Source organism: Streptomyces flavusporus (assembly GCF_046267975.1).
Classification (GTDB): Bacteria; Actinomycetota; Actinomycetes; order Streptomycetales; family Streptomycetaceae; genus Streptomyces; species Streptomyces flavusporus.
In genome coordinates this window covers 9,231,383-9,251,559 of sequence record NZ_CP176503.1, presented here as the reverse complement: position 1 = coordinate 9,251,559, position 20,177 = coordinate 9,231,383, and the positions used below count along the sequence as shown (strand labels likewise).

At 68.9% G+C, this 20,177-nt stretch carries 20 protein-coding genes and 6 pseudogenes; 10 read left to right on the top strand and 16 right to left on the bottom strand.

Annotation, left to right across the window (positions count from 1 at the left end):
* Positions 1-173: 173 nt before the first annotated feature.
* Positions 174-916: pseudogene (locus ACKTSN_RS43625) on the top strand (SDR family NAD(P)-dependent oxidoreductase); the annotation flags it as partial.
* Between the two features lie 16 nt (positions 917-932).
* Here ACKTSN_RS43625 and ACKTSN_RS43620 read toward each other — a convergent pair.
* From ACKTSN_RS43620 to ACKTSN_RS43605, 4 genes and pseudogenes are all read right to left on the bottom strand, one after another.
* Positions 933-1,265, bottom strand: a complete 333-nt coding sequence (locus ACKTSN_RS43620; RefSeq protein WP_409475073.1) for a hypothetical protein — start codon at positions 1,263-1,265, stop codon at positions 933-935.
* Positions 1,266-1,373: 108 nt separating this feature from the next.
* Positions 1,374-1,567, bottom strand: a pseudogene (locus ACKTSN_RS43615) (transposase); the annotation flags it as partial.
* Between the two features lie 245 nt (positions 1,568-1,812).
* Positions 1,813-1,941 carry a hypothetical protein gene (locus ACKTSN_RS43610; protein ID WP_409474116.1) on the bottom strand — a complete coding sequence of 43 codons (129 nt, stop codon included), beginning with the start codon at positions 1,939-1,941 and terminating at the stop codon, positions 1,813-1,815.
* 563 nt (positions 1,942-2,504) lie between these two features.
* Positions 2,505-2,630: a hypothetical protein gene (locus ACKTSN_RS43605; protein WP_409474115.1), complete on the bottom strand. Its 126-nt coding sequence runs from the start codon at positions 2,628-2,630 to the stop codon at positions 2,505-2,507.
* Between the two features lie 135 nt (positions 2,631-2,765).
* Between ACKTSN_RS43605 and ACKTSN_RS43600 the strand changes: the two genes are divergently transcribed.
* Positions 2,766-3,920, top strand: a complete 1,155-nt coding sequence (locus ACKTSN_RS43600) for a PP2C family protein-serine/threonine phosphatase (RefSeq protein ID WP_409474114.1) — start codon at positions 2,766-2,768, stop codon at positions 3,918-3,920.
* On the opposite strand, the gene ACKTSN_RS43595 is transcribed toward ACKTSN_RS43600, so the two are convergent.
* On the bottom strand, positions 3,913-4,152 hold the full coding sequence (locus ACKTSN_RS43595; RefSeq protein ID WP_409474113.1) for a hypothetical protein: 240 nt from the start codon (positions 4,150-4,152) through the stop codon (positions 3,913-3,915). The genes ACKTSN_RS43600 and ACKTSN_RS43595 overlap by 8 nt on opposite strands.
* Positions 4,153-4,529: 377 nt before the next feature.
* On the opposite strand from ACKTSN_RS43595, the pseudogene ACKTSN_RS43590 reads away from it, so the two are divergent.
* The 7 genes and pseudogenes from ACKTSN_RS43590 to ACKTSN_RS43560 all read left to right on the top strand — a co-directional run.
* A pseudogene (locus ACKTSN_RS43590) lies at positions 4,530-4,778 on the top strand (IS110 family transposase); the annotation flags it as partial.
* Positions 4,779-4,837: 59 nt separating this feature from the next.
* Entirely contained in the window at positions 4,838-5,350 is a 513-nt protein-coding gene (locus ACKTSN_RS43585) for a transposase (protein WP_409474112.1), read from the top strand.
* Positions 5,351-5,842: 492 nt separating this feature from the next.
* Positions 5,843-5,983 (top strand): annotated as a pseudogene (locus tag ACKTSN_RS43580) (ATP-binding protein); the annotation flags it as partial.
* Between the two features lie 57 nt (positions 5,984-6,040).
* Positions 6,041-6,814, top strand: coding sequence for a methyltransferase domain-containing protein (locus tag ACKTSN_RS43575; RefSeq protein WP_409474111.1), 774 nt, complete (start codon positions 6,041-6,043; stop codon positions 6,812-6,814).
* 916 nt (positions 6,815-7,730) lie between these two features.
* A pseudogene (locus ACKTSN_RS43570) lies at positions 7,731-7,820 on the top strand (transposase); the annotation flags it as partial.
* Positions 7,821-7,854: 34 nt separating this feature from the next.
* Positions 7,855-7,965 (top strand): annotated as a pseudogene (locus ACKTSN_RS43565) (XdhC family protein); the annotation flags it as partial.
* Between the two features lie 201 nt (positions 7,966-8,166).
* A complete protein-coding gene (locus ACKTSN_RS43560; RefSeq protein ID WP_409474110.1) occupies positions 8,167-9,366 on the top strand; it encodes a hypothetical protein in 1,200 nt (399 codons plus the stop codon).
* A 679-nt stretch (positions 9,367-10,045) separates the two neighbouring features.
* Here ACKTSN_RS43560 and ACKTSN_RS43555 read toward each other — a convergent pair.
* The 8 genes from ACKTSN_RS43555 to ACKTSN_RS43520 form a co-directional block, all read right to left on the bottom strand.
* On the bottom strand, positions 10,046-11,584 hold the full coding sequence (locus ACKTSN_RS43555) for an ISL3 family transposase (protein WP_431197157.1): 1,539 nt from the start codon (positions 11,582-11,584) through the stop codon (positions 10,046-10,048).
* Between the two features lie 84 nt (positions 11,585-11,668).
* Positions 11,669-12,760 (bottom strand): LLM class flavin-dependent oxidoreductase, encoded by a 1,092-nt coding sequence (locus ACKTSN_RS43550; RefSeq protein ID WP_409474108.1) that lies wholly within the window; start codon positions 12,758-12,760, stop codon positions 11,669-11,671.
* A gap of 66 nt (positions 12,761-12,826) precedes the next feature.
* Positions 12,827-13,465, bottom strand: coding sequence for an NAD(P)-dependent oxidoreductase (locus tag ACKTSN_RS43545; protein WP_409474107.1), 639 nt, complete (start codon positions 13,463-13,465; stop codon positions 12,827-12,829).
* A 29-nt stretch (positions 13,466-13,494) separates the two neighbouring features.
* A complete protein-coding gene (locus tag ACKTSN_RS43540) occupies positions 13,495-14,412 on the bottom strand; it encodes a VOC family protein (protein ID WP_409474106.1) in 918 nt (305 codons plus the stop codon).
* A 67-nt stretch (positions 14,413-14,479) separates the two neighbouring features.
* Positions 14,480-14,851, bottom strand: coding sequence for a DoxX family protein (locus ACKTSN_RS43535; RefSeq protein WP_409474105.1), 372 nt, complete (start codon positions 14,849-14,851; stop codon positions 14,480-14,482).
* 190 nt (positions 14,852-15,041) lie between these two features.
* Positions 15,042-15,806, bottom strand: a complete 765-nt coding sequence (locus ACKTSN_RS43530) for an SDR family NAD(P)-dependent oxidoreductase (RefSeq protein ID WP_409474104.1) — start codon at positions 15,804-15,806, stop codon at positions 15,042-15,044.
* Between the two features lie 52 nt (positions 15,807-15,858).
* Positions 15,859-16,539 (bottom strand): SDR family NAD(P)-dependent oxidoreductase, encoded by a 681-nt coding sequence (locus ACKTSN_RS43525; protein WP_409474103.1) that lies wholly within the window; start codon positions 16,537-16,539, stop codon positions 15,859-15,861.
* A 35-nt stretch (positions 16,540-16,574) separates the two neighbouring features.
* The gene (locus tag ACKTSN_RS43520; RefSeq protein WP_409474102.1) at positions 16,575-17,513 is read right to left on the bottom strand and encodes an NADP-dependent oxidoreductase; all 939 of its coding nucleotides are present in this window, start codon (positions 17,511-17,513) and stop codon (positions 16,575-16,577) included.
* A 100-nt stretch (positions 17,514-17,613) separates the two neighbouring features.
* Between ACKTSN_RS43520 and ACKTSN_RS43515 the strand changes: the two genes are divergently transcribed.
* Complete coding sequence (locus tag ACKTSN_RS43515; protein ID WP_409474101.1) at positions 17,614-18,309, top strand: TetR/AcrR family transcriptional regulator; 696 nt, start codon at positions 17,614-17,616, stop codon at positions 18,307-18,309.
* A 151-nt stretch (positions 18,310-18,460) separates the two neighbouring features.
* Here ACKTSN_RS43515 and ACKTSN_RS43510 read toward each other — a convergent pair whose 3' ends face one another.
* The 3 genes from ACKTSN_RS43510 to ACKTSN_RS43500 form a co-directional block, all read right to left on the bottom strand.
* Entirely contained in the window at positions 18,461-18,817 is a 357-nt protein-coding gene (locus ACKTSN_RS43510; protein ID WP_409474100.1) for a DUF805 domain-containing protein, read from the bottom strand.
* The gene (locus ACKTSN_RS43505; RefSeq protein ID WP_409474099.1) at positions 18,804-19,109 is read right to left on the bottom strand and encodes a hypothetical protein; all 306 of its coding nucleotides are present in this window, start codon (positions 19,107-19,109) and stop codon (positions 18,804-18,806) included. The genes ACKTSN_RS43510 and ACKTSN_RS43505 overlap by 14 nt, the downstream gene beginning before the upstream one ends.
* Before the next feature lie 214 nt (positions 19,110-19,323).
* Entirely contained in the window at positions 19,324-20,001 is a 678-nt protein-coding gene (locus tag ACKTSN_RS43500; protein ID WP_409474098.1) for an SDR family NAD(P)-dependent oxidoreductase, read from the bottom strand.
* Between the last annotated feature and the right edge of the window lie 176 nt (positions 20,002-20,177).

Below are 20,177 nucleotides of genomic sequence, written 5' to 3'. Positions count from 1 at the left end.
CACGCCCGACGGCCGGGCGGCAACCGTCGCTGCCGACAGCAACGTGCCCGTCTACCCCGCTGGTTGGGTACAGGACAGTGACGCAGTGACCGCAGTCGTGGAGTCCTTGGCCTCGGTCATTGCCCGGATGCGGGAGCGGGTGACGAACACGCGAACTCGCCGACGTCCCCGCCGCGGGCCTCGTGCGGACCGTGGCGCTGGACCTGGCAGACCTGGCGTCGGTGGACGCGTTCGCGCGGGCCTGGCGCAGGCCGCTCGACATCCTCGTGGCCAACGCGGGGATCATGGCGCTTCGGAGCGGACCGTCACAGACGCGGACTGGGAGATGCAGCTCGCCACCAACTTCCTCGGGCACTTCGCCCTGGCCGGCGCGCTGCACGCTGCGCTGGGTGACGCGGGCTCCGCCCGCATCGTGGTCGTCAGCTCCGGCGCCCACCGCTGGGCGTCCTTCGACTTCGACGACCCGTACTTCGAGCAGCGTCCCTATGACCGGTGGGTGGCCTACGGGCAGTCCAAGACCGCCGACGTCCTGTTCGCCGTGGGCCCCCCTCGCTGGGCGGTCGACGGCATCACCGCCAATGCGCTCGATCCAGGGTTCATCCTCACCAACCTCCGGCGCAATCTCGACGACGACACCATGCGTGCGTTCGGCGTGATGGACGAGGACGGGAACCTCACCCCACCGCCGCACTGCAAGACTCCTGCGCAGGGTGCCGCGACGTCCGTGCCGCTCGCCGCATCGCCGCTGCTCGATGCCGTGACCGGCCGCTACTTCGAGGACAACCAGGAGGCGCAGGTCGTACCGGCCGACGCGCAAGGAGGCGGCGTCGCTGCCCACGCCCTGGACCTCGGAGCGGCGGACAGACTCTGGGAGTATGCGGGAGACCCTGTCCGAGCCTGGTCGAAGGCACAGTAGGCACCTCCGAACCTGGCTAGCCGGCACTGGCTCCGGAGGAGCGACGGTACACGCCGTACCAGTAACCCGCTGCCAGCTCGCGCGCGACCGGGGCGTTGTCCCTTTCGCTGCCGGACATCTGCTGGGCGATGACCTGACTGCCTCCCTGGACGATGATCCTCGCGGCGAGCTCCGGGTCGATGTCCTCAGGTGTCCGGCCGGCCCGCCGCTCCTCCTTCAGCACCGTCACTGCGTTGTCGATGAAACGGTCCTGATCCGCAGTCCATGCTTCCCGGACCGCCAGGTCGTACGTGGCGACTTCGTTGATCGCGGAGAGCAGAGCCGCGTGCTCGCGGTAATGCCGCAGGATGAGCTCGTAGGCCCGGGCCAGGCCGTCGAGCCCGCCCTCGGGGCCGCAGGGCCGCCAGGCCTCCGCTATCGCGAAGCTCTCCGTTTTGAGGGAGCCGCTCAGTCGCAGCAGGTATCGCCACTGCGCTCCGGTGCGGTCCACGTACAAGATCGCGTCCATGATCTCGCGCAGGTCATGCTCGGGCGGCGGCCGAAGTCCAGGGCCCGGCCGCGACGCTCGAAGCGCCATGCTGCCAGGACCGGCTCGATCAGCTCCCAGCGGGCATCGGACAGATCACTTGGATACGGACGTCGAGCACTCATGCCCTGGACGTACCGCCCGGACGCGAGTGCGCCCAGGCGTGCGTCTTCAATCGCGGGAGCAAGGCCACCGAACGGGGCGTCCTGGGGCGAGACAGGCGTAAGTCTCATTCCGCCTCAGCTATCACCCCATCCAGCCCTCGAGACTCGACTACATCGCCGGTCCCGTCAGCATCACAGCCCCACGCCACACAGACCAGGAGATACCTGGGCCCTAGAGACGAAAACGACCTCTGACTAGGTGTTTTTCAACCTCCGGCGTGGCGATCACGGGTCTCTTGCCGAATTCCGAGTTGGTCGTCCATCGGCTCGGTGAAGCCGAGGACGTCGGTGTAGAAGCGCTCGATGCGACTCTGGTCGGAGACCGGGACGGACACGATGTCGGGATTGGTCAGACCGAGCCGACACCGCCCTCGCAGAGACGAAGGCGGCATATGTCCGCCCGGACCCCGCGGCGTCGAAGGTGAGATCGAACTCCACCGGCTCGCCCGCGAGCAATATCCGGCCCCCAGGACCCTGAACCGCTGACGAGTACGCAATCGCGGAGGGCTCTCCGCCGTCCTGCACGACACGGCCCACGCTCCGTTCCGGGTCGAACCACTTCACCACTCCCACGGGCCCCACGCATAGCCCCCACATGCCGGCCGCTGATCGCACAGCCTCCACCTGCACGCGACCAGCGACAAGGGGCGCGGCCCCGGCGCACGAGACACGCACCCCGGCGCTCGCTTCAGCCGTCCACCACCCTCAGTCGCTGTGACACACCTCACAGGAAAATTTGGACAGACTGGGGCAAACTTAGGGGCTTGTGCATGAAGTAGCTGAGGAGTCTCACGCCGCATGGCCCACGGAGCCCGTCCCCGCCACCCTGCACACCCTCAACCGGATCTGACCCGGGTACGCGACTGTGATCGCTGCCGGGTGCGGGGAGTCGTCGTCATCAGAGCCATCGGGTGCAGTTCTCCTCGGTGCAGGCCCGGTACGAGTCGGCCTGGAGCTGGACCAGGTCGTGAGGGAAGGAGGCCTGTGCCGCGCCCGCCGCATAATCGAACGAAAAATCGATCACACCGGGAGTGTGTGCCGGGATCTTGGATCTGGCATCAGGCGGATCTGCGGCCAAGTCGGAGGCCTCAGTGCTTCACATGGCGGGAGTTCGGTCCCTCAGGAGCTCACCAGAGCGTCAGCGAGGCAGCCTGAATCCATGGCGTCGCTCTTTCGCCCACCTTCTCGACCAGGAGCGGACGCTCACAGCAGGGTCCTGCTCACACTGGTGCAGTGCCTGCCGTTCGTGATCGCGCTGGCCGTGCTGACCATCGAGCTCACCCCTGCCCACTTCATCTACACCGGCCCCCTTCTCACCGCGGTGCCGGCGCTGGCAGCGGTGACGATGGGTCCCAAGCGCACGGCCTCGGCAGTGGCCCTTGCGCTGGCGATCAGCGTGACCACAGCCACCTACAACCAGGCATGGGGCACCCTGCAGGTCTACACCAACTTCCTGGCTCTGGCTCTGGTCTCCACAGCCGGCTTCATCATCAGCAGCGCCGTGCGTGCGTACCGGCGGCGCGAGCTCGACCAGGTCCGCCGGATCGCCGTGTGCGCACAGGAGGTCATTCTGCGGCCGGTCCCCGAGCGCCTGGGCCCGGTGCGGGCGGCCGGCCTGTGCCTCGCGGCCGGCACCGGGGCACAGGTCGGCGGTGATCTGTACGAGGCCGTCCAGACGCGGTATGGCGTCCGGATGATCGTGGGAGACGTCCGCGGCAAGGGGCTGAACGCCATGCGCGCGGTCGCCACGACACTGGGCGCCTTCCGGGAGGCCGCGCACTACGAGGAGGACCTGGTCCAGGTCATGAACCACTGCGCCGCCGCGCTGCGCCGGGAGGCCGCCGTGCCGGGCTCCTATCCCGAGGAAGCCCTGATGGAGGGATTCACCACCGCACTCATCGCCCAGATACCCCACGACGAACCCGTAGTACAGCTGGTCAACCGCGGCCACCCACCCCCGCTGGTACTGCACGAGGGCCGGACCCAGACCTTGATGCCCACCACACCGCTTCCGCCCCTGGGCCTGGAAGACCTGATGCCCGACCTTCCCGAAAAGCCGGAGAGCCACCCCTTCGCACCCGGCGACCGCCTGCTCCTGTACACCGATGGCGTGATCGAAGCCCGCAACCCCGACAACACCTTCTTCCCCCTGCCCGAGACCATGGAATCGATCAGCTTCAGCACCACCCCTCAGGAATTTCTTCACCAACTGCACCACGCATTGATCCACCACACCGAAGGTCACCTCGCAGACGACGTAGCCATGATCCTGGCCGACCGGCTCGACGAAGGAGCCGGCATCCCGGTCACCTGAGCATCTCCTCCAGGTGGGCCAGCGTGTCGGCGGCCGACGTTCCGGAGCGGGCCTCGCGGATGGTGATGCACGTGGCGGTGAAGTCCGCGAGTTCGAGGATCAGGTCGAAGAACTCGCCCTGATCGCGAGCGAAGGTTTCCCCGAGCACTTCGCCCGCGCTCGTCTGGTCCGCCAGCAGCGCCCGGATCACGGGCAGCGCGTTCAGCTTCGCCTCTCCCTTAAGGGTCCTCACCGGCCTCGCCCGCGAGGAGAGGAACGCCGACACGGCTCAGTGAGACCGATCTCGCTGCGCTTCAGAGGAAGAGCGTTTCCGGGGCGGCATAGGACGATCCCCTGACCTGACTCTATGAGGGTCGGGCTCCCTTTCCTGCTCAGCCCGGCGGTACCTACTGTCCGGGTAGGTGCGAGCTCGGGAAGGAGGCCCTCGATGTCTGTCTACGTCGGTACCGACGTGCATCGCAAGCGCTCGCAGATCGCCGTGGTGGGTCACGACGGTGCGGTGCGAGGGAACCAGAATGTGCCCAATGGCGTGCACCCCGTGTCGGGGTCATCGGGGACCTGCCGATCGGCGCGCCCGTCGCCTTCGAGGCCGCGTTCGGTTGGGGCTGGTTGGTGGAAACGCTGGAGGACTACGGCTTTCAGCCCCATCTGGTCCATCCCTCACGGTGCAAGGCGATCACCTCGGCCCGCTTGAAGAACGACAAGGTCGATGCCGCACCCCTCGCTCAGCTGCTGCGTGCGGACCTGCTGCCGGAGGCATGGATCACCCCCGCGGCCGTCCGGCAGCAGCGCATCCTGCTACGGCACCGCTTCCACTTGGTGCGCCTGCGTACCCTGCTGCGCAACCGCATCCACGCCGTGCTCGCCGAGCACGGTCTCGAGCGGCCCGGGGCCTGTTTCACTGCCGCAGGGCGGGCGTGGCGGAGGGCCTCGATCTTCCGGACGCCTCCCGCATCGTCGTCGACCAGTTGCTGGCCGTGCTGGACGCGCTCAAGGAGCCGATCGATGCCCTGGACCGTCTGCTGGCCGCCCGGGCCCGCGGTGATCCACGGGTTGCTGCCCTCACCCGGCTGCCCGGGGTCGGAATCCTCACCGCGCTGGTAATCGTCACCGAGGTCGGCGACATCTCCCGCTTCCCCGATGCACGCAAGCCGGCCTCCTGGGCCGGACTCACCCCCACAGTCCGCAGCTCGGATCTGACCGTCCGGCACGGCCACATCTCGAAGCAGGGCTCGGCATGGCTACGGTGGATCTTGTGCGAGGCGGCCCAGACCGCCAAGAGATCGCCCGAGTTCGTGGACACCGACCAGGCCATCGCACACCGCCGCGGGAAGAAGATCGCCACCACCGCCATCGCCCGCAAACTGATCACCCGCGCCTACCACGTCCTGCAGGAAGCCGACGCCGAACCTCGTAAGAGGCCTCGGTGAACCGCCACCGCCGCAGGCGGTCGCCGGCGCCGGGTGCGCTCGTGAAACTGCATGAGCCGGCTCCGCCGCGCTCGATGACCTGACTGAGCAGCCCGGTTCCCCGAATCACGGCCATGGCGCCAAGCAGCAGCCTGGTGCCGAATGGGTGCATGCGAGACCTCTCCGCCGGCCCAGATCACCACTCGGGGATACACAACAGCCACCACCGCTACGGCTCTTCACTCACTCCCACGCCGTCAACGGAAACCCAAACAGACACAGCCCCGGCCCCATCGCGGAGCCGCAGGCCAGACCGACTCACGTCTTGACAGCATCGACCCTCATGGGTGCAGTCTCGCCTCGGCCACCGGCATACCTTCCTCGCACCTGAACGGTCAAGGCGGCACCTTGAAAACCGGGCTGCTGCCACGAGAACCAACGAGGACCGCAGGAGCGGGATACGGCCAGGTGGCAGCGGCAACCCTTGTGAGAGAACAAGTGCCAGCCCCAGACGGCTGGTCCAAAACCTTCACCGACCCGAGGCTCTGCGCGGCGATCGTGGACCGACTCACCTTCAACGCCACCCTCATCGAGACCGGCGCTGAGTCCTACCGCCTGGCCCGCACCAAGGTCAGGAACAACAGCACCAAATAGAAGCCCGTCCTTGAATCGCGCTGCCCACGGATCATGGACCGTGTTTCACTTTCCCGCATGTCAACCACTCTCGGCGCGCCCCGACCTGACCAGGCCGCCTACATGCTCCGAGCTGCGGCCAGCGCCGCCGGCCGCAGCTACAAGCAGGAGTTAATGGAACTGCTGGACGTCCAGCCAGACCAGACCGCGCTCGACGTGGGATGCGGCCCGGGCACAGACCTGCCGACGTTTGCGGAACGTGTCGGCGTGAACGGCACAGTGATCGGCGTGGACCGCGACCCGGCGATGCTGGCAGAAGCCCGCCGACGCACCAGCGGCCTGCCGGCAGTTCAAATCCGCGAAGCAGACGCCCACGCCCTCCCCGTCGAGCCCGGCACGGTGGACCGGGCCAAGATCGACCGGGTGCTCATGCACGTCGCCGAGCCGGCCGGTGTGCTGGAACAGCTTCACCTGGTCACGCGGCCAGGGGCACGGATCGGTCTGGCCGAGCCGGACTGGGACACCCTGGTGGTCGATGCCGAGGATCTCGACACGAGCCGCGCGTTCACGCGTTACACCACGTCGGAAGTGGTCCGTCACGCCACCATCGGCCGCAGGCTAGCCCGTCTCGCGGAGCAAACAGGCTTCGTTGTCGAGACGGTGAGGGCCACGACACCGGTCTTCCTCGACTTCCAGGACGCGGATCACACCCTGGGACTCGGCCGCAACATGCAACAAGCCATCCAGGACGGTCACATCGACGAAGCACGCGGCCGCCGGTGGTTCACCTCGCTTTCCGAGGGGCCCTTCTTCGCCTCCTTCACCCTCGTCGCCGTGATCTGCTCCCGCTGACGAAGAGCCGGGACTCGCGCGGTGACAACTGCGCCAGTCCCGGCTGCCGATCTGGAGACCGGTGGTCCCAAATCAAGCCGCCACCCGGAGCCACCTCACAACGCCTGATCTTCACAAACCACCGTGAACTGAGGCTAGTTGGAGTCGCCTTGGTGGGGCAGCTGAACGCCGCCCTAGTCACCCTGCTCGGCCGTGAAGGAGTTGCACCGCAACTCGTGGCGGGGCGGTCTGGTCCTGGAGACCAGCGCCGGGGAGAGGGCGACTTTCTGTGGTTCGACAAGTCCGCGTGGGACATGCTCTATGACTTCTCCAGCGTCTGCGCTGATGCCGTGCGGGCTCAACTGCTACGCGGGCCGCGTCAAAGCCGGCGCCAGCACAGAGTCCGGCTGGTCTTCAGTGGCGCTTCACTTGGTCGGTCGGGCTGATCTGTTGGCTGCTGGTGCTGTGGCGTGTCTCGGTCTTGCCCTGTTCGCAGCGGTTCGTGGCTGATCGGCCTGGCGTTGTGCCAGGCGGCGGTGGGCAGTCTTGATTGCCCAGGATAGGGCGGATATTACTCGCGCAGAGCAGTGGGTCGATCCTGATCACAACAGCAGTGAACGCCAGACCACGTTCTGTGGATATCGCGTGCGCGTCGACCGGACAGCGCTGCTGCACCATCTTGCCCAGACCGGAACCCATCCTCATTGTGGAGGTCCGGATTGGACGATATCGATCAGACTTCGACGGCTCCGGCTACCGCACCCCCAGAAGCAGGATCTACCTCATCGACGCCGCCGGCCCAGTCACCGCCCGCTGACTCTGCCGCCGCTTTCGGGGAACGCATCCGCACCGAACTCGGTGAGGAACACCAACAATATTCTCACGCGCTGGCTCACCCCTCACACAAGCTCGTCTGATTGACGCAGCCGATCATGTGCAGGCCGTGATCATCGCCACCGGCATCACCGAGGACGGCGGACGCGAAGTGCTGGGACTGATGGCCGGCGACAGCGAGACCGAGGTGTTCAGGCGGGCGGCGCCGGCCAGCGCGGCGTCGTGCCGCTCAACTGGCACGACTGCGTTCACCGATCGGCCTTGACCTCGGCGCGCGCACACCTGAGGAGACGGTCCTGTCGATCGTCGCCGAGCTCGTCGCCGATCGCCACGACGGCTGCCCCTGAGAAGGAGGCACGCGCATTCACCATGACACCGCGGCTGTCTCCTGGGCCGTCATGTGACAGATCCAGTGGGCCGCATGGTGAAACTGACCGACTTATTGGGCTTTACACATCCGGTCAGACGACCGATGTCCCGAGGACTGATCCGCGCCATGGTTGCGGCAGTGCCACCGCATTCATGAAAAGTGAGGGGTCATGCCCGACAAACAACCGACGTCCACGTCCCGTACTCAGTTCGGCAAGCTGCCGGACCAGCCGACGGTGACGACTCCGGCGCACCGGCACGCCAAGGCGTTTCTCGATGCCGAACGTGCCCGCATAGGCACGCAGCCCGGCCTCGGCATGGCGGGCCTCCTGGTGGTCGTTCCGGTCGCCTTGCTGTTCGCGTTCGGGCTGGGTGGCGCGGAGGAATCGGTTGTCGTCCTCTCGCCCCTCGTCACATTCGCGCTGCCGCCCCTGACGGTGATCGCCTTCTGGTGGGAGGACTGGCCGGGTTCCAGCCTGCGTCCCAAGTGGTCGGCATGCGTGGACATACTCCTGATCGCGGCAGCGGGCATCGCCCTGGCGGTGGCGGCGCAGCGGGTGATCGGTCATGTCGACGCCGCCGGTATCTTCGATCCGACTCCGGGGCCTGGTCACTCACCGTTGTATCCCGCCTCGTTGCCCCTGGGACTGACCGCCTTCACGGCGATCCTGCAACTGACCCTTGCCTTCGAGGGCTGGCCGCTCAAGCGCCTGCCGCGGCTCGTCGGCGGGATCGCGGCACTGGCGCTCTCCTGGGCCGTCGCTCTCCTGGTGCAGTACGTCGCCTACGACTTTCCCGCCCCGCCGGACTCCGGCCTGTTCAGCCGGAGCGGGCCGTTCTCCCGGGAGGCCATCTCCGTTGTGCTCGCCGTGTGCGGTTCGTGGCAGGTGTGGCTGTTCATCGTCTGGCGTGGTTGGCCCATGAACGCATTGCGGAAGCGATGGCTTCGGATCGTCGTGGGGAACGTGCTGGTGCTCGGTGGCGCTGCGCTCACCTACGCGCTCGCGTACGGCGCGGGCGGGGTGGAGCCGCCCGCCATCCTGGCGGCCGCCACCAGCTTCAGTGCCGCCGGGGTGCTTGTCGGCATGCTCTTCGAAGGGGCGTTGCGCCCGTATCTGTCCGCCGCCTGGGAACGCGTGGCCACCCTTGCCGTCACCGTGGCGGTGGGAGCCGGGCTCTGTACCGGGCTGCTCGCCTACGCCAACACGCTCACCTGGTCGACCTCCCACGCTGAGGCGTGGGTGGGACATGCAAGCATCAACGCATTGGCGTTCGGCGTGATCCTGCACGTGGCGGTCTGCCGCCGCTGGCCACTGGACGACAAGACCTCGGCACTGCGGCAGCCCGAGGCGCCCGAACAGTCGCCGTGAGCCGGCGGACCGTCCACGGCCTTCCGGGGCCCCGCACTCGGATGCTGCGGGCGGCCCTCGCCGTGGTCGACCCCGATCGGCTGGCGGAGATACGGCGGACGAAGGACGAGGCGTTCACGAAGGCACTGGAGTGGCAGTCGCTGAGTGTTGCGGAGTTGGGTGCCGGCTGGGCCGGGGGCATCGGGTTCGCCCGCCGCCCCCGACCTTGCAGCCCGGCATGCCCGGGCCATGAGCACGCTGGAGGACGAGGACCCGGTTGCCGCCAAGGACGCGCTGCGGGAGCTGAGCGAGGTCCTGGACGAGGCCCTGAAGGCGGTACGCGCGTGAGCTGGACGTGGGAGTACGCCTTTTCGGTGGTGCAGGCGGCCCGTACCGCGCCCCGCTCGTTCGTCGCTCAAGTGGGGTGCAGGCCGCAGAGTTGGTCAGGACGGCCGAGGCGTCGTATGCGCGCGGCCGAGCCACGGCGGGTTCGATCCGAGGGGGGGCCGGATGTCGCCGTTCCCGGCGGGATGTTCCGATACCGGGTCGTCGTACGCAGCGAATGTGTCTACGGCCTCGGCATCCCAGATCGAGAACCCTTCTGCCTGGCACCCCACCGGTCCCAGCCGAGCGCGCAGGGACGGAGGGTCTGTCCAGCCAACGGCTCTGGCCCGTAATCGGTGGTTGCGCTGTGTAGTGATCACTGGAGGAGGATGCGGTGGCGGAGTAGGGGGAACCCGGCTCGGCCGTGCATCTGCCTCATGATCTTCTTGGTTCGCGTGTTGACGCCCTCGGTGCGGCCGTTGTGGTACGGGAGGGTGAGTCCGGCGTCGACGGCGGCACGGTCGAGTTCGAGGCCGTTCGCGAAGGAGTGCAGGTGGGGAAGGTCGGCGGCGCGGACCGTGGTGATCCAGTCGGTGAGCTTAACGTCGTTGCCCTCCGCTGGGGCCAGTAGCTGAGCGAACTCGCTGGTGAGACAGGCGAGTTCGCTTATTTCTGGGCAGGCTTCGGTGAGTTCCCGCAGTAGCGTGGTGTCCTTGTCGCGCAGGTTTTCGGGGCGGGTGAGCAGGAGGCGGGCGAAGCGCTGCGGGGTGGTGACCGGCTTGTCGCCCTCGGCGCGGCCCTGGGTGATGTAGCGGTAGAGCAGGTTGAGGCTGCCGGTGTATCCCGGCTCCTGGATCTCCCGGAAGAGTTGGAGGACCGCGACGGCCGGGTCTTCCGCGCGGCGGGTGCGCAGGTGGTCGCGGTAGGGGTCGACGAGCGTGGGCTTGTAGCGGGGTGCGCGGCGGTCTCCGGTGGGCTCCTTCATGCGGGCGTACCGCTTGACGGTGTTCAGGGCGCCATCGAGGCGGCGGGCGCATTCGAGCAGGCCGACGCCCTGGTCGAGCAGATGGTGGACCCGCTGCCAGCGCTCGCGGGTGGTCTGCTCGCGTACGCCTCCGGGCCTGGCGGGGTTCACGGCGGTGGCCCAGCAGGCGGCGTGGGAGCGGACCTCGGCCAGGACCTTGCCGCACAGGTTGGACCAGAGATGCCACCTGTCGCTGACCTGGACCGCTTCGGGGAGGGCCTGGCGGATCGCCTCGCCATAGGAGCCGGAGCCGTCGCGGCAGACGTATGCGGCCCCGGGGTGCTCGCGTAGCCACGTGATCAGGGTCTGGGCGGTGCGGTCGGGCAGGACGTCGATCCGCTCGCCGGTCTCGGCGTCGATGATCACGGTGGCGTAGCGGTGCCGGCGCTTGAGGGCGAAGTCGTCGACGCCGGGCACACGCGGGACGCGCAGCGGCGGTGCTGCCCTGTGCATGAGTAGGCGCAGGGCGGTCGAGCGGGAGATCGCGCAAGCCGGCACGCGGGAGAGACGGGCGCCAGCTCGGCCCGCTGACTCCTTGACCACGGAACCGAGTTGGCTGGTCAGTCGGTTGGTGCGGCGCTGGTAGCGCTCCACGACGCCGGGCACCTGTTCGCGGAACGTCTGCCGCGGGCAGCCGAGCACCGGGCACACCAGTCGCCGCAAGACCACCGAGACGACGACCCGCCGTCCGTCCACCGGCACGTCCGCGACCGTCCGATGGTGAAAGCCGTGGACTTTCTCCGTCAGCGCCCCGCACGCCGGACACGGCACCGGCCGGCCCTGCGTTCGGGCCGTCACCCGGATGACCCCACCTTCGACCTTCACATTCTCGACGACCAGCGCCGATAACCCCGAAAACACCAGCCCCACAAGCTCGTTGACATCTCGCATGCCTTGCCAACGACGCCCGTCACCGTTCGTTACCACCGATTACGGGCCAGAGCCCAGCCAACGGTGTAACTCGTGTGGTGTGAGTTAGCGGCGGCCGAGGGAGAGTCGGCCGTCGAAGGCGATGTCGAAGGCCTGCAGGGCCGGCTTCCATCGCATAGTCCAGCGTTTGCGGCCCTGGCCGGTGGGGTCCAGGCTCATGACGGCCATGTAGACGCACTTCAGCGCGGCGGCCTCGTTCGGGAAGTGCCCGCGGGCCCGGACGGCTTTGCGTATGCGCGCGTTGACCGACTCGGTAGCGTTCGTGGTGCAGACGACGCGGCGGATCTCGGTGTCGAACTGGAGGAACGGCACGAACTCCGCCCAGGCGTTCTCCCAAAGACGCACGATCGCGGGATGCTTGGCGCCCCATTCCTCCTGGAAGTCCAGGAAGCGGTCCTCGGCGGCCTTCGCGGTCGGCGCGGTGTAGATGGGCCTGAGCGCGCGGGAGATCTTGTCCCAGTCCTGGCGGCCCGCGCAGCGGAACGACGCTCGGATCAGGTGGACGACGCACGTCTGTGTGACCGCCTGCGGCCAGACCGTCCCGGTCGCGTCCGGCAGGCCCAGGCGCCCGGCGCGTTGTGCACTGGCGGGGGTGCCTCCGACGCCCAGCCACAGCGGCAGCCGGGTCTGCTGCGGGCGGGGCGGGACGGGGAGATGGTCCAGGGCGGGACGGCTGCGGCCGGTCCAGGTGACGTGCTCGTTGTCGCGTATCGCAAGCAGGAGGTCGAGCTTCTCGGCGAAGACGCTGTCGTAGTCGGCGGGGTCGATGCCGAAGAGGGTGAAGGCTTCGAGGAAGGCGCTGCGACCGGCGATGATCTCGGCTCGTCCGTCGCTGATGAGGTCGAGGGAGGCGAAGTCCTGGTGGAGGCGGACCGGGTCCAGTGTGGGCAGGACGGAGACGGCGCTGGTGAGGCGGATGTTCGTGGTGACCTGGGCGATCGTGGCGAGGGGGACGGCGGGGTTGGCGACGGCGAAGTCGGCGCTGTGGTGCTCGCCGAGGGCGAAGACGTCGAGGCCGGCCCGGTCGGCGGCGATGCCGTAGGAGACGATCTCGCGGGTGTGGGTCGCGGGGACGTGGAGCTTGCCGGTGGTGGGGTCGCTCTGAAGGTCGGACAGGGACAGGATGCCGAGTTCCACGGCGGGCTCCTTGCGGTGCCGGGTGGCGCCGGCCGGTGATTCAGGCTGCCGGCGCCACCCGGCGGGTCAGTTGCTGATGGCGGGCATGGCCCGCCGGTAGCGGGTGTCGGTGAGCTGGGCGATGAGGAAGGCGGCGATGTCCGTGCGGCTCATGGCCGAGCCGATCTTGTCGTGGCCGAGGAACCCGGACCGGGTGCGGCCGGTGGCGGGCTTGTCGGTGGGGTTGGTGATCCGGGCGATCGTGTAGTCGAGGCCGGACCGGGTGACGGCTGCGGTCATGCCGGTGAGCTCGGCCAGCGCGTTCGGGAACATGAGCTTGGCCATGACGGGCAGGACCCGGTGCTTCCAGTGCGGCTTGTCCTTCGGGTCGGCCAGGGACGGCGTGGCCAGTCCGATGAAGCGGGTCACCTTCTCCGCTTCCATCGCCTTGACGATGTTCTGTGTGCCCTCGGTCAGCGGCGTGCCGGTCACGGAGCGCTCCAGGGACGGGCCGAGTGCGCTGATCACCGCGTCTGCGCCCGCTACGGCTGTGCGGACGGCGGCCGGGTCGGACAGCCGGCCGGTCGTGAGGGTGAGGTTCGGGTGGGTGAGGGTGAGCTTGGCCGGGGTGCGGGCCAGGGCGGTGACCTGGTGGCCGTTGTCCAGCAGCTGCTGGACGACGAGTTGTCCGATGCCGCCGGTGGCGCCGAAGACGGTGACACGCATGAGGGATGGCTCCTTGCCGGTGCGGTGGGTCAGGGGGCGATGCGGCGGACGGTGGGGGCCCAGCCGTCGGCGACGAACTTGTGGCCCCAGGCTTCGGAGGTGGAGGGGTTGGTCTGCACGAAGTCGTCGGGCAGCAGTTCGCCGTTCGCGCCGAACTCGATGTCGAAACCGGTGGGCGAGCGCATGTAGAAGCTGATGAGGGTGTCGGACATGTGCCGGCCCAGGGTGACGGTGACGGGGATGTCGTCGCGCTCCTGTACCAGGTCCCAGGCGCGGCCGACGTCGTCGAGGTGGGTGGACTCGAGCGCGATGTGCTGTACGCCCTTCATGCCGGGCACGCCGACGTAGCCCAGGCAGTGGGTGCGCGGGTTGCAGCGGTAGAACTGCGGGCCGGAGATGCTGCCGTCGGGGGTGGTGGCCGTCCAGCCGCCGAAGTGCTCCAGGCCGAGCACGCCGGTGGTGAACTCCTCCAGTTCGGGGGTGATTTCGGGGACGACGAAGACGACGTGTCCGACGCCGTCGGTGCCCGCGACGAACGTTCCGGCCATGGGCTTGCCGGGCAGGAACGAGCCGGCGGTGAAGGTGGGCCCGTAGTAGATCTCGTGGGGGAAGCCGAAGGGGTCGGCGAACCGGGCCAGGCCCTGCACCTGCCGGTTGGCGCAGTCCTGTGAGCTGCCGAGGTCCGGCTTGTAGCCCTTGGCTTCCAGTTCGGCGACGGCCTCGGTGAACGCGGCCTTGCCCGACAGCTCCCAGCCGACGTAGGCCAGGCGCTCCTCTTCGCCGGGGTGGATGGACAGGCGGCGGTGGCGGTCGTCCATCCGCAGGTGCACGGTGCCGTCGGCGCCGCGCTCGCCGATCTGCAGGCCGAACACCTCGGGGCCGAAGGTCAGCCACTGCTCGTAGCGGGGGGATTCGAATCCGAGGTAGCCCAGCGCGTGGATCTGCATGTCATGTCTCCTTGGCAGGTCGCAAAAGTGTGCGGTGGCCCGTGTGGGCCGTGTGGTCAGAAGGGGTTCAGAAGCTGTAGGGGCCGAAGCGGCCCCAGGCCACTAGGACGGCCAGGATCAGCAGGGCGGCGTTGAAGGCGATCGCGGAGGGTTCCTTGCGGCGGGCGTGGGTGAGCGCGGCCAGGAGCATCGTGATGGCCAGGCCGGTCGCGGCCAGCGGGGTCAGCACCGGGGCGATGCCGGTGGCCGCGGGCAGGATCAGCCCCAGGGCGGCGGCGAACTCCACGACGCCGATGAGGCGGACGGTGCCGGGCGAGAAGTCGGCCACCCAGGGCAGCTTGGCGGCGAGTTTCTCCTTGGGCTGGGTGGATTTCATGACACCGGCCATGGCGAACATGCCGGCCAGCACGGCCTGCACGATCCACAGGAAGACGTTCATCGGGGACTGGGCCCTTCGGTGAGAGGGAGATGGAGAGTGTGAGATGCAGAGGCGGAGCCGAGCGGGCCGGCGGCGACCGCCTCGGGCGGGGCCGTCGGTCCGTCGGGCGGGTGTAGGAAGTCCGGGTCGGCGAAGCTGAGGGCGTCGACGCCCTCACGGTGGTGAGAGGACGGAGCCTGCAGACTTCCCGCTAGCCGAGGAGGCTGCCGCCGGTGGCGTCGAGGGATGCTCCGGTGATCCAGCGCGCCTGCTCGGTGGCGAGGAAGACGGCCACGTTCGCGATCTCCTCCGGCTCGCCGAGGCGCTTGAACGCCGACAGCTGGGACATGGGCTCGCGGACCTCGGGCGTCTGGAAGGCCGCGCTGCCGTTGTCGGTGGCGCCGGGGAGCACGCTGTTGACCGTGATCTGACGGGGGGCGAGGTGCCGTGCGAAGTGCAGCGTGAGCTGGTCGATCGCGCCCTTGGACATCGCGTAGACGACCTGTGTGGGGATGGCGATCCGGGTGACCGCGGAGGAGATGTTGACGATGCGTCCCCCGTCCGGGATCAGTCCGAGGGCGCGCTGGACGATGAGGAAGGGGGCCTTGGCGTTGACCGCGAAGATCTCGTCGAGCTGTTCGGCGGTGACCTCCTCAGGAGCGTCTCCGGGCGTCGTCGCGGCGGCGTTGTTGACCAGGATGTCCAGGACGGTCTGCCCGGTGTGCTCGCGCAGGCCGGCCTCGAGACCGGCGAACAGCTGGTCGATGGCGCCGGGCGTACCCAGTTGTGCGCCGACGGGGAAGGCCCGGCCGCCCTCCTGTTCGATGAGGGCGACGGTTTCCTTGGCGGCCTGCTCGTCGCGCCCGTAGTGCACGGTGACCAGGGCCCCTTCGCGGGCCAGGCCGAGGGCTGTGGCCCGGCCGATGCCCCGGCTGGAACCGGTGACGAGTGCGGTCTTGCCGCTGAGCTTGGTCATGGGGGTGTCCTGTCTGTGTTCGGAAAGTGGGTCTCGGGAAGCGGGTGGAGTGTCAGCCGTTGAAGACGAGTTCGGCCTGGTCGCGGCGCTCGTACAGGTCCCAGTACAGGGGCGCGATCTCCTCGGGGGTCGCCGAGGGGATGCCCTCGGGGCCGCCTTCGCCGATCCAGGTGTTGATCGCCACGTGGGCGGCGTAGATGCCACTGCCGGCCAGCTCGCCATGCAGGTTGTGCACCCAGTTGCGCAGGGCCCCTCCGGCCGCGTTGACGTTGCCGAGCATGGGGATCGGGTGGACGGAGCCGCCGCCGGTGGTGAACAGCAGCGTCCCTGCCCCGGCCTCGCGCATCGCGGGCAGCACCGCGCGGGCGGCGGTGACGGCGCCGTAGAAGGTGTACTCGATCTGCGGCTGGAGGTTGTCGACCGTGACCTCGCTGGGGGCGGCCATGGTGAAGCCGGGCACCGGGGAGTGCGGGGCCGGGGAGTACTCCAGTACGTCGATGGAGCCGAAGCGGGCGCGGGCCGCGTCCAGCGCGGCGGTCAGAGAGTGACGGTCCAGCACGTCGGCGCGGAACGCGGCGGCCGTGATGCCCTCCGATGCGAGCTGGTCGACGAGGTCGTCCAGCTTCTTCGGGGTGCGGGCGAGCAGGGCGACGTCGAAGCCGCGGGCGCCGAAGGTGCGGGCGATGGCCAGACCCATGCCGGGGCCGGCGCCGACGATGGCGAGAGTGGGCACGATCAGATCTCTTTCACAGTGGTGCGAGGGCGGGGTCAGGAGCAGGTGATGGCGAGCTTGCCGAGCGCGCCGGCGCCGAACGCGGCGAATGCCTCCGGGGCCTGCTCCAGCGGGTAGGTGGCGGTCACCGGGACGCGCAGCGCGCCGGAGGCGGCGTCGGCGGCCAGCGGATCGAGGGTCTGGGGGTTCGGGTCGGCCATCACGGAGTGCGCGGTGATGTCCTGGCCGGTGACGGCGTCGGGGCCGAAGCCGAGGGTCGAGGCGATCCGGCCGCCCGGCCGCAGCAGACCGGCGAGCTGGGCGCCGTCGCCCGCTAGGTGCAGCACCGCGTCCACCCCGCCGGGGGCGAAGGCGCCCACCTGGGCTTGAAGGTCGCCGGTGAAGTCGACCAGGTGGACCTCGGAGTCCGTGAGGGCCTGCACGAGGTCGGCCTCGGCGCCGGGGCGGGCGGTGGCGATCACCTGCACGCCCCGCGCGGCGGCGATCTGCACGGCCAGCGCGCCCACGCCACCGGTGGCACCGGACACCAGCAGCGTCTCGCCCGGCTTGACGGCCACGGCGTTGACACTGTCCAGGGCCGCGGTCCCGGCCAGCCCCAGCGCGCCCGCATCGGTCACGTCCAGACCTTCGGGGATCACCGTGACGCCGTACTCGGCGGACACGGTGACGTACTCGGCCAAGGTCCCGGTGCCCAGGAACGGCTTCATCATCACGCCGAAGACGGCGTCGCCGATGGCGAAGCCCTCCACGCCCTCACCGAGGGCCTCGACGGTGCCCGCGAAGTCCTTGCCCACCACCAGCGGGAAGCGGTGCTCCATCATTCCCTGCAGGTAGCCGGCCGCGGTCGCGGCGTCGAAGCCGTTGACGGAGGAGGCGGCCACCTTCACAAGGAGTTCGCCGGCCTCGGGGCGGGGCAGGTCCGCCTCGCCCACGGCCGGGGTGGCGGGTACGGAATCCAGGGTTACGGCACGCATGGCCATCACCTTTCACATAAGTGGAACGGGCTTCCCGTTTCTCTGTCATCAGCGTAACAAGGCAAGTGGGACGCCTGTTCCACTTCGCTAGGATGGATTTATGACCACACCCACAGACCCCGCCGAAACCACAGGTCAGCAGCCCGAGCAGGGGCTGCGGGCCGACGCCGAGCGCAACCGGGAACGCATCCTCGCCGCCGCCCGCCACCTCTACGCCACCGAAGGACTCGGCGTCTCCATGGCCGCAGTCGCCCGCGAAGCAGGCGTCGGCAAGGCCACCCTGTCCCGTCGCTTCCCCACGCGCGAGGAACTCATCACCGCGGTCTTCGCCGACCGCATGGACGGCTACGCCGCAGCCGTCACCGACGCCCTGGCCGACCCCGACCCCTGGCACGGCTTCACCGGCTACATCCAGGCCGTGTGCGCCATGCAGGCCGCCGACCGCGGCTTCGCCGACGTGCTGACCATGACCTTCCCCGCCACCAAGGCCCTGGAGACCCGGCGCGCCGAGGCGTACGACGGGTTCCTCGAACTCATCGGCCGGGCCAAGGCCACCGGCCACCTGCGCGAGGACTTCGTATCCCAGGATCTCGTCATCCTGCTCATGGCCAACGCCGGCGTCGTCGCCGCCACCGGGGACGCGGCGCCCGATACGTGGCGCCGCCTGGTCGGCCACATGCTGCGCTCCTACGCCGCTCCCGGCGCACCCCTGCCCTCACTGGCCGGTGCCCCCGAGCCCACCGCCCTGTACCGCGCCATGGTCCACGTGGCCCGTACCGGAGCGGACGCCTCCTGAGCGTCACCGTCCGGCCTGCGCAGGGGCCGCCGTCCAGAAACACGTCACAGGTGAGCGATGGGGAAGCTCCTTCGCGAAGCCCAGGGCCCCACCCGGTCCAGGTCGATCCTCTCGAGGGCGAGGGCTCCGCGCGTGGGACGAGGTCGCCGCGCTAGCCGGCTGCCTTCGGCGAGGGGCCGCACTGGTTGGCGCCCGTGTCGCTGTCCACCGTCATGCCCACGAGGTAGAGGATCGGGCCGATGAGCGGGATCAACGCGATGAGCATCCTCCAGCCGGACTTGCCGGTGTCGTGCAGTCGGCGGATCGAGACGGCCAGCATGGGCACGATGAGCAGCAGCAACAGCACATTCGGCAGCGGCGCCCCGGCTGCGAGGCTGATGCCGGCCAGCAGGAGTGTGCCGACGACGTACAGCACGGAGAACCACCAGTATTCCGAGCGTCGGGCCCGGCCGGAGAACGTCGCGTACTTGGGCACGAGGCACGTGCGTACCGCTTCAGTGAACGACATGGCTCGACTCCGCCCTCATGGATATCCCTGCCCGACCGGCAGGAGTGCCACTGTCGCGGCCTGGATGGAAGACCTCCCTGAAATGCGGCATGACCTCCGCCGCCAGGGAGCCTCCGGTGGGTGCCTGCACCATCTGAAGCAGGTCGGCAGTCGTGTCGAGGTCCTTGACGGTCAGTTCCTTTCCGTCGCGCATGCGGAGCAGGGCGTCCCTGAACGCGTCCACGGCATCTGCCGCGCGCGGATCGGACGACACCGGGGCGGCGGTGTCTGACGAGGTGGTGGTGGCAGTCATGCTTGCCTACTTCCTTGTAACTGGGGATGGCCCGGGGCCGGAGCGGAGCGGGCCGAACTCGCTGCAGGCCGCGGGGCGGCCCCGGTAGTCGGGAGCTCGATGGGCCGATGGATCAGCGGGGCGGGTATACCGCCGAAGCCGCCCCGGCCCCGCCCTCCTGGCCGGGCGGGGCCACTCACAAGGGCCTCAGCGGGCGGCCCGGCAAAAGGGGGGTTCAGCCGCTGAAGACGAGTTCGGCCTGGTCGCGCTTGGTCGTGTGCAACTCCCAGTAGACGGGCGAGATCTCCTCGGGCTTGGCCGTCGGGAAGCCGGGGACGACCGACATGCCGATGGACACGTCGATGCCGACATGGGCGGCCTGAATGCCGGTGCCGTCCAGCTCCTTGTGCAGGTTGATCACCCAGTTGCGCAACGCTGCCGCGGCGGCGTTGACGTTGGCGACGGCGGGGACGGGGTCGAGGGATCCGGCGCCGGTGGTGAACAGCAGGGTGCCCGCTCCGGCCTCGCGCATGGCGGGCAGCACCGCCTGCGTGGCGGCGATCGCCCCGTACAGCTGGAACTCCATCTCGTGCTGCACGTGGGACGGATCCGTCTCGGTAGGGTGGGTCAGGGCGGTGGAGCCGAACGATCCCACCGGGGAGTACTCCAGGACGTCGATGCCGCCGAATCGTGCGGCGGCGTCCTTGAGGGCCTGGGTGAGAGCGTCGCGGTCGAGTACGTCCGCGGGGAACGCGGCGGCGGTGATGTTCTCCGCGGTGAGCTGCTCGACGAGGCCGTCGAGCTTCTCGCGGTTGCGGGAGATCAGGGCGACGTCGAAGCCCTGGGAGCCGAAGGTGCGAGCGATGGCCAGGCCCAGCTGGGGGCCGGCTCCGACGATGGCGATGCTGGTCACAGCGATCCTTTCGTCATGCCTTGATGGGGGTGCGAGCTTCATGCGGCCGGTGCAGACACGGGAGTCTCGAAACTCTCGCGATCTGAATAGGTCTATCCACTTTCTATCTGGATAGGCCCTTCCGTTTCACTGAGGCCACCGTAACACGGAAACTGGAAAGGGCTCTCCAGTTGCTA